The organism is Ruegeria sp. CH8 (genome assembly GCF_056536985.1).
This window is the reverse complement of sequence record NZ_JBQFQR010000008.1, coordinates 106332-119386: the sequence shown is the minus strand read 5'-3', so window position 1 is coordinate 119386 and position 13055 is coordinate 106332. Positions and strand designations below refer to the sequence as shown.

General features: G+C 55.6%; 13 protein-coding genes and 1 tRNA gene. 10 read left to right on the top strand and 4 right to left on the bottom strand.

Features of this window, described 5'->3' with window-relative positions:
• Window positions 1-471: 471 nt before the first annotated feature.
• Window positions 472-1569, bottom strand: coding sequence for a Gfo/Idh/MocA family protein (locus ACR0ER_RS11225; protein ID WP_480768989.1), 1098 nt, complete (start codon window positions 1567-1569; stop codon window positions 472-474).
• A gap of 12 nt (window positions 1570-1581) precedes the next feature.
• On the bottom strand, window positions 1582-2292 hold the full coding sequence (locus tag ACR0ER_RS11220; protein ID WP_480768988.1) for a GntR family transcriptional regulator: 711 nt from the start codon (window positions 2290-2292) through the stop codon (window positions 1582-1584).
• 105 nt (window positions 2293-2397) lie between these two features.
• On the opposite strand from ACR0ER_RS11220, the gene ACR0ER_RS11215 reads away from it, so the two are divergent.
• Genes ACR0ER_RS11215 through ACR0ER_RS11190 form a run of 6 tightly spaced genes read left to right on the top strand, consistent with a single transcriptional unit; the run spans window position 2398 to window position 7975 of the window.
• Window positions 2398-3552 (top strand): LLM class flavin-dependent oxidoreductase, encoded by a 1155-nt coding sequence (locus ACR0ER_RS11215; RefSeq protein WP_480768987.1) that lies wholly within the window; start codon window positions 2398-2400, stop codon window positions 3550-3552.
• Window positions 3552-4442: an aldo/keto reductase gene (locus tag ACR0ER_RS11210; protein WP_480768986.1), complete on the top strand. Its 891-nt coding sequence runs from the start codon at window positions 3552-3554 to the stop codon at window positions 4440-4442. Before ACR0ER_RS11215 ends, ACR0ER_RS11210 begins: the two co-directional genes overlap by 1 nt.
• Window positions 4442-4957: a flavin reductase family protein gene (locus ACR0ER_RS11205; protein ID WP_480768985.1), complete on the top strand. Its 516-nt coding sequence runs from the start codon at window positions 4442-4444 to the stop codon at window positions 4955-4957. The genes ACR0ER_RS11210 and ACR0ER_RS11205 overlap by 1 nt, the downstream gene beginning before the upstream one ends.
• Before the next feature lie 53 nt (window positions 4958-5010).
• Window positions 5011-5598 (top strand): TRAP transporter small permease, encoded by a 588-nt coding sequence (locus tag ACR0ER_RS11200; protein ID WP_480768984.1) that lies wholly within the window; start codon window positions 5011-5013, stop codon window positions 5596-5598.
• Window positions 5599-6888, top strand: a complete 1290-nt coding sequence (locus ACR0ER_RS11195) for a TRAP transporter large permease (protein ID WP_170337175.1) — start codon at window positions 5599-5601, stop codon at window positions 6886-6888.
• A gap of 25 nt (window positions 6889-6913) precedes the next feature.
• Window positions 6914-7975 carry a TRAP transporter substrate-binding protein gene (locus ACR0ER_RS11190; protein WP_480768983.1) on the top strand — a complete coding sequence of 354 codons (1062 nt, stop codon included), beginning with the start codon at window positions 6914-6916 and terminating at the stop codon, window positions 7973-7975.
• A gap of 30 nt (window positions 7976-8005) precedes the next feature.
• Here the strand turns inward: ACR0ER_RS11190 and ACR0ER_RS11185 are convergent, their stop codons facing one another.
• A complete protein-coding gene (locus ACR0ER_RS11185) occupies window positions 8006-8476 on the bottom strand; it encodes a tetratricopeptide repeat protein (RefSeq protein WP_480768982.1) in 471 nt (156 codons plus the stop codon).
• Window positions 8477-8479: 3 nt separating this feature from the next.
• Here ACR0ER_RS11185 and ACR0ER_RS11180 point away from each other — a divergent pair, with 3 nt between their 5' ends.
• The 4 genes from ACR0ER_RS11180 (at window position 8480) to ACR0ER_RS11165 (ending at window position 12936) form a co-directional block, all read left to right on the top strand.
• Window positions 8480-9763, top strand: coding sequence for a cytochrome-c peroxidase (locus tag ACR0ER_RS11180; RefSeq protein ID WP_480769093.1), 1284 nt, complete (start codon window positions 8480-8482; stop codon window positions 9761-9763).
• Between the two features lie 1096 nt (window positions 9764-10859).
• The gene (locus tag ACR0ER_RS11175) at window positions 10860-11384 is read left to right on the top strand and encodes a hypothetical protein (protein ID WP_480768981.1); all 525 of its coding nucleotides are present in this window, start codon (window positions 10860-10862) and stop codon (window positions 11382-11384) included.
• 266 nt (window positions 11385-11650) lie between these two features.
• Window positions 11651-11848, top strand: coding sequence for a hypothetical protein (locus tag ACR0ER_RS11170; RefSeq protein WP_480768980.1), 198 nt, complete (start codon window positions 11651-11653; stop codon window positions 11846-11848).
• Complete coding sequence (locus ACR0ER_RS11165; protein ID WP_480768979.1) at window positions 11845-12936, top strand: site-specific integrase; 1092 nt, start codon at window positions 11845-11847, stop codon at window positions 12934-12936. Before ACR0ER_RS11170 ends, ACR0ER_RS11165 begins: the two co-directional genes overlap by 4 nt.
• A gap of 41 nt (window positions 12937-12977) precedes the next feature.
• On the opposite strand, the gene ACR0ER_RS11160 is transcribed toward ACR0ER_RS11165, so the two are convergent.
• A tRNA-Phe gene (locus ACR0ER_RS11160) sits at window positions 12978-13052 on the bottom strand.
• Window positions 13053-13055: the final 3 nt, after the last annotated feature.

Genomic DNA, 13055 nt, shown 5'->3' with positions numbered 1-13055 from the left:
TCGACAAACTCTGCAGTGCAGAAGACCGTTTCGCCTGCTGACTTGCGGTCGAAATGAAGCATCGAGAATGTCCGGTCTTCTTCCACAGGATCGGACTTCAAGCGTGCACAACCATCAATGCCGCGCTGCCGAGAATGTCTGCAAGGTCGGCATAGCTTCCGTTCGAACAGACTGCGGCATCGGTCAAAGTGGGCTCGAAGTAGACATCGGCTGCACGCGGCGTGAACGACTGCTGAGCGGACTTAGCTGCATCCGCAAGAGCATCTCACTCGATCATGAAAGGCGGCCATTCGCATCCGGGAAGGCAAGACAAAAAGTATAGGGGCGCATTCAAGTGGGAATACGGAAAAGCAGGCTTGCACAGTCGGTAAAAATGGCCCTTTGCCCACTCGAGTGGCTATATCTGACATAAGTTCGAGTAATATGGGGCCTCATAGCGGCTGCAAAACGCACCCTTGTTTTTGGTTCCATTCAATCGACCATGTATACCGTTTCGCCGGTGTCTATTGCCTGTTGCGCTGCTTGCCCCATTCTGACGGCCCAGTTGCCGTCACTCAGACTCACGTCCGGCTTTGCTTTTTCGCCACGAAGCACGGCCAAGAATCCTTTATGCTGATAGTAGGTCGACCCATTGTGATCCCCAGCCGCCAACAGGTTCGGGTCCACTGGAACGTCCATTGATACGGGACCCTTGGGATTGCGCGGACTAACGATTACTCGCGGAGCAGGGGGAGCGCCCAAGTGATCCTGCCAAAAGCGCCCGGGTCCTGGAACCAACGCCTCGATCTTAGCATCTGGTCCGACGGCCGAAATTTCTTCCTGATAGCGAGAGCCTTCGGCAAACATGCAAAGTTCCAACATCGCGCGCGCACCCGAAGCAAAGTCGACAAGAACATAGCCATGATCCAGAATATCTGGGGTTTGACCGTCGTAACTCTCGTCCAAATGGTTCACCGCCTGCCCACCACTTGCCGTTATACGCACCGGGTCGGATTTCAGTATTAGACGCATGAGGTCGAAGAAGTGGCAGCATTTTTCGACAAAAGTACCACCAGTATTGCGGTTGAAACGGTTCCAGTTGCCGACCTTTTCCAGGAAAGGAAAACGATGCTCGCGGATCGATAACATTTTTATACCACCTGTCGCCTGAGCCTTTTCGATCAGAGCAGCAATAGGGGGCATGTACCGGTATTCCATCGCGACCCAAATCGGGCAGGGGTAATCACGCTCCAATTGCTCGAGTCGGGCCACGTCTTGCGGGTCAGTAAACAATGGCTTTTCTACTAAAAGCGGTAGTGGACGTGTTTCAGCGATTTCGCAAATCTGATCCACATGAAGATGGTTTGGGCTAACAATGACGACGCAGTCCAGTTCTTCAACCGCCAGAAGCTCTTGCACGGAACCAACCATGGCTGCAGTTGGCGCAATTGCCTTGGCGACTTTTGCCATCTCTGGATCGGGCTCAAAGATTGCTGCCACATTAGTACCTTCCAGCAATCCTATATTGTGCAGGTGCTCTTGCCCCATCATTCCGCATCCAATCAGCCCGTAGTTGATGGTCCGGGTCACGTGCGATTCCTTTTACTTCAAACGTTGTACGTAGTTGGCCCGATCTGGGTCGAACCATGTTTTTGAGAATTCAACGGGTTCGGCGTTTTCCGACCAGCTGAACCGCTCGATGTAACCTACCGCTTGGCCCGCTGGTTTAGTGAAGTTAGGAGGTGTCCAGTCCGGTAGCGGCCGGACAGAGACTCTGTCTTCGGCTCTTGCGATCCAAAAGCCCAATTGCCGCTGATAATAGCGATAGAGTGAGTCGGACAGTAGGCTCTGGTCGACCAGACCCGCTGATTCGTCTAGCCAAATTTCTTCGACGGCGATGATTGTATCATTCAGGTAGCGCATCCGCCGCACGCGCGAACCGGCATCAGAAGCGCCGAATTTAGGCAGATCGACTGGCTTCTTCAGATGGTCAACTGACAGGATATCCGCACGTGGCAGGCCACCCCCTTCAGGTAGTTCCAGCCTGAACATTGCATAGACGCTTTTTTGTGTGCCGGTCTCGCGGATGTAGTTGCCTGAGCCTTGGATACGCTCCAACATCCCCTTTTTTTCTAGCTCGGAGAGCGATTTTCGTAGCGTTCCAACTGAGACATTCAACTCCGCCGCCATCTCGCGCTCGGGCGGCAAACGCTCGCCATCAATAAGGCGCCCAGCCGCGATGTCGCGGATCAGAAGTTCCGCGATCTGAATATATACCGGCAGGGCATTTGGGTTTCGGTTGGATGCAAGCACGATAGACGCTTCACTCAGTCGCAGCAAAAATTGATACACTATTGATCTACATCAAAGCGATTGCTACGCAAGAGAAAAGTCAAAGATGTACGGAGCGTGAATCAAATGAGCATCGTCCCCATCACATCCCCCGATCTAAATTCGGCCGAAGTTTCCTGGTTTGCCGCGCTGTGTTCCGATGATTACCAATTCCTTGGCGTTCCCGATGGCAACCTGCGGTCGAGTTGGGAGCATTGCTCGAGCATTGTGAAAGAGGCCGAAGCGCAGGGGTTCCGCAACATCCTTTGCCCGTCCTCCTACCAGGTTGGTCAGGACACGCTGAGCTTTGTCGCGGGCTGCGCTCCAATCACCGACCGGATCAACCTGCTGGCTGCCGTACGCTGCGGTGAGATGCAGCCGATCATGCTGGCCCGCACCATTGCAACGCTGGATCACATGCTGAAGGGGCGTTTGACAGTCAATATCATCTCATCCGATTTTCCCGGTGAGAAAGCCGACAGCGCGTTCCGCTATCAGCGCTCTCGCGAAGTGGTAGAGATCCTGAAACAGGCTTGGACGCAGGATGAGATCAATCATGTAGGCGAAGTCTATAACTTCTCAGGCCTGACCACTGATCCGGCCAAGCCATACCAGACTGGAGGACCGCTACTCTATTTCGGCGGCTATTCTCCCTCCGCGCTGGAACTATGTGGCGAACATTGTGACGTCTATCTGATGTGGCCCGAAACCAAGGACCAACTGGCCGAACGCATGAAGGCCGTTCACGCGGTCGCCGAGAATTACAACCGCACGCTGGACTACGGCCTACGCGTCCACATGATCGTTCGCGACACAGAGGCTGAAGCCCAGGAGTACGCGGATTACCTCGTCTCGAAGCTAGACGACGAGTACGGTCGCGCCATCCGCGAACGGGCGCTGGATTCGACCTCGCTGGGCGTCGCGCATCAGGCCAAAAACCGCGACTTGGCAGACGATTTCGGCTATGTCGAACCGGGTCTCTGGACCGGCGTTGGCCGTGCGCGTTCGGGATGTGGCGCAGCGCTGGTCGGTTCGACCGATCAGGTTATGTCCAAGATCGAAGAATATCAGAAGATGGGTATCCGTGCCTTCATCTTCTCGGGCTATCCCCACATGGACGAAGCTCGCCATTTCGGCAGCCGTGTTCTGCCGAACTTGAAAACCTGCTCCCTTCCCGAAGCTTACGGAAGGGTTCCTTCAAATACCCCGGCAACACCGCTGGGCAACGGAGTTCGTCGCTGATGCAACGTGTTAAACTATCTGACTCGCTGGAAATGAGCGGCCTTGTCTATGGCATGTGGCGCTTGGGCGACGACACAGACACATCGGCGGCTCATGTCGAAGCCAAAATCCAGGCTTGTCTGGATCAGGGTATCACCACCTTCGATCAGGCTGACATCTATGGGGGCTACGAGGCTGAGGCTGTTCTGGGCGCGGCCCTGCGCATCAACCCAAGCCTGCGCCAAAAGATGGAGATCGTTACCAAATGTGACATCATCGCGCCGGTTGGCCGTTACGCGGATGCGAAAGTAAAATACTACGACACTTCGCGCGCGCACATTCTGAAATCGGTTGACACGTCGCTGTCCGAAATGGCGATTGACCATATCGATCTGCTTCTGATCCACCGTCCCGATCCCATGATGGACCACCATGATACTGGAGCTGCTCTGGACGAGGTCGTGGCCAGCGGCAAGGTCGGCGCAATCGGCGTGTCGAACTTCCGACCTTGGGATTGGTCCCTACTGCAATCGGCGATGAAAACGCCGCTGGTCACCAACCAGATCGAGGTTTCTCTGGGTGAGATCAGCCCCTTCACCAACGGCGATCTGGCATTTCACCAGCAACACGGCCACCCACTGATGGCGTGGTCTCCGTTGGGTGGCGGTTTGTTGATGGCCGGAAACCCGCCTGTGGGTGTTGTCGCGGATGAAATCGCAGCCGAGTTCGGCGTGGATCGCGCTGCAGTTGCCGTGGCTTTTCTGCTGGCCCATCCGGCCAACATCCTGCCGGTTCTGGGCACCAACAATCTGGACCGGATCAAGCGCGCCTCGGACGCGTTGAAAGTCAAACTGGATCGCGAAAGTTGGTACCGCCTGTACGAGGCGGCGCTGGGGCATGAGGTACCATGATGAACGCAATCTCAAAGGACATGACCCACACCTTCGTTCCGCATAAGGACGACACACGCACCCTGCGCGACGCCTTCGGCCGTTTTGCCACCGGCGTCACCATTGTCACCTGCGACAGCGCGGACGGGCCGATCTGCATTACGGCCAACAGCTTTTCGTCTCTGTCACTGGACCCGCCCCTGATCATGTGGGCGGGCGACCGCAATTCGCGCCGTTTCGCCTATTTCCACAAAGCCCGCCATTTCAGCGTGCATGTGCTGTCCTCGGAACAAGCAGAGCTGTGCTTCGGATGCTCGAAAGACGCCTTTGCGTTGCGCGACATCGCGCATGAGCGGTGCGAAAACGGAACGCCGATCCTACCGGACTGTCTGGCGCGGTTCGAATGCGAACAGCACGCGTATCACGATGCAGGCGATCACGTTATTGTGGTGGGAAAGGTTCTTAAGGCCAGCATGGCGGATGGAGACGCGCTGACCTTTTACGCCGGGAAACTCGGCCAATTCGCGCAGCACTAAGCGCGATTTGACGACCGCGGGACATACCTGCGGCTGAACAAGGGAGGATCCGCATGGGCGGACTGGCATCGGCGCTTGCGCCGATTGCATTCGTAAACGAAATCGTGCTGCGTCTGGGCCGCGCGGTTGGTGTCGTTGCGATTGCACTCATGGTGATCGCAATCCTGATCCAGGTGTTCTTTCGGTATGTGCTGGGCAATGCTCTGCCATGGCCGGATGAGGCTGCGCGGTTCTGCATGCTCTGGATGACCGGCCTGATGGCACCCACCGCCTTTCGCCGCGGCGGCTTTGTGGCCATCGATATGCTGGAGCGTTTTTTGCCGCGCTTAATCGGCCAATCGCTGAACCTGTTCCTGCTGCTGATTTCGCTCGCCGTCCTGCTGGTTGCGGTCAATATCGGCTGGTCCGAGGTCACTGGTTTTGGCGGCAAATTCGCCACCGCAGCGCTATACGTGCCCACCTCATTCGGGTTCGACGAATGGTATCGAATACCACGCAGTTGGATGATGGCTTCGTTGCTGGTGGGGATCATTCTGCTGATTTCGGTGAATATCGAGCTGATCCTGCGATCCTTCATCACTCTGCTGGGCGGGGGTCACCTGTTGCCTGAAATTCCCGACGCGGCAGTGGGGGCCGAATAAGTGCTGATCTGGTTCCTACCCACCTTCTTGATTTTCCTGCTGATCGGCCTGCCGGTCTTTTTCGCCCTTTTGGCTGCGCCCGGTATCTTGCTATGGCTCAACGGTCAGACCAACGACATCACGCTGCTCTATCGCAATGTCTATAACGGCATGGACAGCTTCCCGCTGATGGCGATCCCCTTCTTCATGCTGGCCGGAGAGTTGATGAACCGAGGTGGCATAACAATCCGCTTGGTCGAGTTCAGCCAGGCCCTAATGGGCCACCTGCGCGGCGGTCTGGCGCATGTCAACGTGCTGAGTTCGATCCTCTTCGCGGGCCTTTCGGGGTCGGCCGTGGCGGACACCTCGGCGCTTGGGTCGATGCTGATCCCGGCGATGGAAAAACAGGGCTATACACGCAAATTCGCCGCTGCGATTACAGCGGCGAGTTCTGTGATCGGCCCGATCATCCCACCTTCGGGCATCATGATCATCTACGCCTATGTCATGGGCGAAAGCGTCGCCGCGCTGTTCCTTGCGGGCATCGTGCCCGGCGTGATGGTCGGTGTCGGACTGATGCTGATGATCAAACTGATGGCTGACAAGTACGACTTCCCCGTGGCCAGCCGCAAATACACTTGGCCCGAACGGCGTCAGGCCAGCCTGAAAGCCTTCTTCCCATTGATGACCCCGGTGATCATTCTGGGCGGCATTCTGGGCGGCATTTTCACACCGACCGAGGCCGCTGCCGTCGCCGTGGGCTACGCCTTCATAATCGGCTTCTTCGTCCTTCGCACATTGACTTGGAAGGAAGTGCCAGAAGTTCTCAGCAACGCAGGCATGACCTCCGCCGTCGTCCTGCTGCTGGTCGGTGCAGCGATGGCGTTCAAGACGGTTGTCAGTCTCAGCCATGCGCCGGAACAACTGGCCTCGCTGATCCTCAGCCTGTCGGAAAACCCGCTTATCCTGCTGTTCCTGATCAACCTGCTGCTTTTCATCGTCGGCATGTTTCTAGATGCAGGCCCTGCGATCATCATCCTTGGCCCGATCCTTGGACCCATCTTCACCAGCCTTGGTGTAGACCCGATCCATTTCGCCATCATCATGAGCGTCAACCTGACCGTCGGCCTCGCCACCCCGCCAATGGGCTTGGTCCTGTTCGTCGCCGCCGCCGTATCGCGCGAACGGGTTGAAACCATCGCCAAGGCGATCCTGCCGTTCCTGGCCGTCGAAATCATAGTGATCTTCCTGATCACCTATATCCCCGCACTATCCATGACGATCCCTAGGATAACGGGATTTGCAAACTGAACTGAGTATCACAGGGAGGAAACGCATGCTCAGAAACTTCATCAAAACCGCGGCGGTGGCCACATCGCTTGTGGCCGCGTCCGCCATGGCCGCCACAGCCGCCGACTACACACTGCGCGCTACTGCCAACTCCAACGAAAATGACGAAGATTATGACGGCCTGATTGTCTTCAAGAACTATGTCGAGGCCGCCTCGAACGGTGCGATTGAGGTCGAGCTGTTCATCGGTACCCAACTGTGTTCCAACGGCGCAGAATGCTTGCAAGGCGTGGCCGATGGCACCATCGACATCTACATCTCCACCTCGGGCGGGGCCTCGGGCATCTTTCCTTACGTGCAGGTTCTGGACCTGCCCTACCTGATGGCCGATGACCGCATAGCCGAACATGTTCTGTCCGGTGACTTCACCCGCACCATGCGTAACATGGCGCTGGAGGATTCTGGGGGCGCGATCCGTCTGATGACCATTGGCAACACCGGCGGCTGGCGCAACTTCGCCAACACCCAGCGCCGCGTCGCCGAGCCTGCCGACATGGAAGGTCTAAAAATCCGTACAGTGGTCGCCGACCTGCCGCAGGAACTGGTCAAAGCTCTGGGAGCTTCGCCGACACCGATCCCATGGCCGGAACTGTTCACCAGCTTCCAGACCGGCGTGGTCGAGGGATCCAAGAACGGCATCACCGACATTATGGGCATGAAATTCCCTGACGCGGGTCTGCAATATGTCACGCTGGACGGCCATGCCTATATGGGCGCACTGTGGTGGATGAACAACGCCAAGTTTCAGGAGATGCCCGAGGATATGCGCCGCGTCGTCGTCGACGGTTTCTATGCGCTGCAACAGGCCACCTTTGCCTCGCCTAAGCGCAAATCGATTCAGGCCTACGAGGATTTTGTCGCCGGTGGTGGAGATCTCTATGTCCTGACGCCCGATCAGAAGGCCGCGTTCAAAGAGGCCGCAACCCCGGTTTATGACTGGTTCCAGTCCAACGTCGCCCGCGGGGACGAAATCTTTGGTGCGTTGACCGAAGCGGTTGCTGCGGCTGAGGCCGATGTGAACGCCTCGCGCGATGCGGACCTGAACTAAGTGTATGGGTCGGGCTTTGCGGCCCGGCTATCACCGAAACGGGTACATCCACCCTTTGTAGTCGTTGACCAGCACATGGGCCCTTTGAATCTGCTCCGGCGACATTTTCTTAACCACTTCCTCAAGGCTGATCGCCGCGTCGGGGTCGCCGCCAATGGCGCTGAGCGTGTACCACATATAGGCTCGCACCAAATCCGGTGCGGGCATGCCCAGACCCAATTCATAATACCAGCCAACTCCCGACTGCGCCCCCGGATGCCCCTTCATCGAGGCGCGCAGATACCATTCAAAGGCCCGTTCGTAATCCTGCTCGACCCCGAGACCCAGCCCGTACATCACGCCGATCAACTCCTCTGCCTCGGCGTTGCCCGAGCGCGCAGCTGGAAGAAGCTCCTCACGCGCGGCTTCAAACTGTCCGGCTTCCATCATATCGCGCGCTTGCTCCAGTTCCGCCAGAGCCGGAAAAGCAAATACGCAAAGGGCGAAAACAAGCTGACGCATGGGATGGTTGCTCTCTTGTGGGTTGGGGCCGCTGCGGCACAGGATTTGCCGCGCCCGCTAACCGATGATGACTTTATCTCCTTTGATATGGAACAGGCCGCTGTCGGTCATCAATTGTTTTACGACCCGATCCTGTCAGGCAACCGCAACATCACCTGCGCCCATTGTCACCACCCGGATTTCGGCACCTCGGACGGGCTATCACTGGGCATAGGAGAAGGCGGACAGGGGTTGGGGCCGGACCGCACACCCGGCACCGGGGCAGACAGAATACGCAAACGTATTCCTCGTAACTCTCCGGGCCTATGGAACCTTGGGGCCAAGGAAATTCACACCGTCTTTCATGACGGCAGGCTGAGTATTTCAGACGTCTACGGCAACGGCTTCAATTCCCCAGCGCAGGAGTGGCTGCCCGAGGGCCTGAATTCCCTGCTGGCGGCACAGGCCCTGTTTCCCCTGACTTCACAATTCGAAATGGCGGGCAATGTGGCCGAGAATGAGGTCACAGGCGCGGTGCATGATCGTATTGACAAAGGCTGGCCGATTCTGGCGAAACGCGTCCGCACCGATCCACGCTATGGTCCGGCCATCGTCGCCGCCTTTGATGAGATCGAGACGACTGAAGACATCACTATCACGCAAATCGCCAATGCTCTGGCCGCTTTCATGGCGATAGAGTGGCGTAGCACCGACAGCCCATTTGACTACTACCTCGCGGGTGACACAAATGCCCTTTCGCCGGCTCAATTGGATGGGATGAATCTTTTCTACGGCAAAGCACGCTGCTCCACCTGCCACACCGGACCGCTCATGTCAGATCAGAAGTTCCATGCCTTGGGTTTACCGCCCTTTGGGCCGGGCCGCACCAGGCAGTGGGATCCCTTCGTCCGGGATGTAGGCCGCATGGGTGAAAGCAACCGCCTTGAGGATGCATATAGGTTCCGCACCCCTATGTTGCGCAACGTTGCCCTGACCGCGCCTTACGGTCACAATGGCGCCTTCCCCAATCTTGAAAGCGTCATTCGCCATCATCTAAATCCGCAGGCAAGTCTAGACAACTGGAGTCCTAAAATGGCTACATTACCTGAGGTGCCATGGTTGCAAAAAACTGATTTCTTAGTTTGGGAGGACGACTATGAAATGGAGCGTCAACGCAAAAAAAATGACATTGTTCCGGTCCAACTCACGGAGTTAGAAATTCAAAACCTGGTTGCTTTTCTGCATTCGTTGACAGGTACCAGCGTGGGTTCGTTGAAGTTTGGGGTACTGAAAGAATTTATTCCTTAGCCATCCCTTTCATCGGCAAGGTACGGTCAGAGGAATCGTATTCTGCCGTCCTTCTTGGTTGTTCCTTTTGAGGGGACCTGGGAATGAAAAAATCAGCAGAGAAAAAGACTCTGTGGTGCGGCGCGAAACAAAAAATACATGCAACTGAAACGGCATCAAACCAATTTAGTCTGACAAGACCGGCATCGGTATCTGGGGCGCCGTTCTTAAGAGTGGCTTATTTCCTGTACCAGATGACTTCAATCTCGACCGCGTCATTTTCGCCACCCTGGATACGATAAAGCCACCAACAAACCCGCTATACGAGCTTGCTGATGTATCTGGTATTGCTCAGGAAGACAGTCTTGCAGGATGCCCTTGTCGCACGTCGGCTATATTTCAATCTTGTACACAATTTGCGGCGGGGCAAGCCTCGGCAATTAACTGTTTAAGGACTAACGCATCTGGGTGGGCAGTCGTGTCCTAATGGGCCTCAGAAACGTAGAATTTCACCTTGCTGAGCACAGGTTTCAAATGTCGGTATTGCCCGCATTGTGTGAGTTCATCTGCCCTCAGGCTTCGCAACTGCGGCTAATGTCCGGTTTGATGGGCCGCATCACAGCACCGATGGTTGTTGCCGGAGGCCGGCTTTGGGCCGTTTGCGGAGATTGACAACATCGGCACGAAGGTTAGCTCTGTCCGCAAAGCAGACGTTGAGCAGATTTCGCTAAATGACCGCTCCGAGCCCAAAGCAGTCGTATAAAAGACCATAAAAGCCCAGTGCTATTGGAAAACTATTACATACCCGGCGGCCCCGAATGACAGATCGGTGCCTTCGTCGCTCACTCAACAACCAACGCTACCACGAGAGCCTCGTGAATCTGACACCAGCGGACGTCTATCATGGCCGCGGCGCGAAAATCCTGAAGATGAGAGAGGAGATCAAGACGCAGACAATCCGATTACGGCAGTTGCAGAGCCAAGCCGCTGCCGCCCAAACTTCAACAGAAACCGAACTAGAGCCTCCGCTACGATACAGCCTGTGTTCTCCAAAATACTCTGACGACGGGCAAAAGGTGTATTGACATATCCTATATGCGCAATGCGCATTTAGGATATGAAGTCTGGTCATCTCATAAAAATCACATCAAGTGCGCTTGGCATCGATCAAGCGACGGTCAACTTTGTTGCAAGGAAGCTCCGTGAAGCAGGCTTTCTGACGACTGGAGCTCGTGGCGTGAACGCACCGGATATGACAACGCGTGATGCGGCGAGGCTAACGCTTGCTCTAATGACAGGCGCCCCACCAAACCTAATAGTCGATACTTTTAAGATTTACCGTCAATTCCGGAATGATGAATTCGAACAGATCGAAACTGCAAGTGTAGTTCAGCGTCTCGATTTTAAGCGAGAAAACACCGCTGAAGACTTCCTTGTTTACCTATTTGATTTCGTGTCGTCGCATCGGGTCAATGTGGATTCAGACATATCAATATTTAGCTTAAAATATAGCGTCCATGAAAGACCAGCTTATGTGATTTTCAAAAACGCCGGATTAGAATTATTTTTTTTCACACCGGCTCATCATACCGAAATGAAAAAAACGAACTCGAAGGAAACCCAACCTCGTGGTCTCAGTTAGGGCTGTCAAGACTATTTGAAATGGAAGGCATGCACGTCGAGCGCCAGATTTCGTTTGGTGAGATAGAGGCTATTGCATCAGAGTTTGGCACTGAATGATGCGACAAGTAGTCGAAGAAAACCAACCGGCCAAAAAAACGCCAATTGATCCTCGGGGTAAATTGACCCCGAACGGACCTCTTGGTCAACGCTATGGAACAACGAGCTACTTGGGAGGCACTAGCAGTGGCTATCGCTAGTCTCACTATCAACGTTAATGAGAAACGCATGCTGAAACAGTCTGAGGCGGCGGTTTACACTGGACTTCCTCCAAAGCTCTTCAAAACAAAGTGCCCCGTCCAACCAATTGAAATGCGGCCCGGCACAGTCCTTTGGGACAAGCGCGATCTGGACAATTGGATTGATGCAATGAAGGAAGGGGCCGAGATGGCAACGCAGGACGTCATTCTTGGCAAGTTGAAATGACACGTGTCAGGGTAAGAGGTTTCAAGATATTCGATGATCGGCACGGGAAACCGCGCTGTTATCATCGCGCCACGGGTCACAAGATCGACCTGGAAAAGACTCCATTAGGATCGGCTGAGTTTTTTGCGGAATGCGCCCGCATTGCTGCCATTGCCGAGGCGAGGAAGGTGCAAGCACTTAAGCCGGGAACCCTTGGCGGGCTGGTCAATGCCTATTTCCAGTCTGAACACTATGGCAATCTGTCGGACGCCACCAAGCGCGACTATCGCAAGTGCGCTGACTTCCTGTACCCAATCCAGGACACGCCTGTTTCAGCAATCACGACGCCCCTTGTTTCAGGCATCCATAACAAAGCGGCGGGCAAGATTGGCTCGTGGCGAGCAAACATGGTCCGCACCTTCCTGAGTCAAGTTTTTCGCTACGCCATTCCGCGCGGTCTGATCGACCGGGATTATGCGGCAGGTGTCATTCCCAAGCCGCGCCCGAAAAATCGGCCCTATGCCAACCGGCCTTGGACGGTGGAGGAACGCGCAGTTGTGCTGGATCGAGCTGCCCCGCACGTTCGAGTGGCGGTGGCGCTGATTATGAATACCGGCCTTGATCCGTCCGATGCGCTCAAGCTGACCCGTCGCAAGATAGACGGCGACACGATCTGGGGCGTCAGGGGCAAGACGGGCCAGGAAGTTGCCGTTCCGATCGGTCCGACACTGCAAGCGGCTCTGGATGCTGCGCCCAAGCACGACGCCGTGACCATCCTAGCCTCATCAAACGGAAAGCCTTGGACCTACAACGGCTTTTCGACGGTTTGGTACCGTTTCAAGAAAAAGCTGGAAGCTGAGGGCGTTGTGCAACCCGGCCTGACATTCACGGGGCTGCGGCATACCGTGGCCACGACACCGCGCGAGGCAGGGCTTGAGGAACGCCAGATTGCGGACCTGCTGGGGCAAAAGACCCCATCTATGGCCCGTCACTATTCCCGGTCCGCCAACCTCGCGGACCGCAACCGGATCACGATGGAAGCACTAGAAAAGGAGAACGAACGCAGATCGAGAGTTGTCAAACCCTTCAAGAAAACTGTCAAACCATGAGAGGCTCAAAATTGAATATTGATAAAAATCAAGTGCTTAAATGGTGCCCGGGGGCGGAATCGAACCACCGACACGAGGATTTTCAATCCACTGCTCTACCCCTGAGCTACCCGGGCACG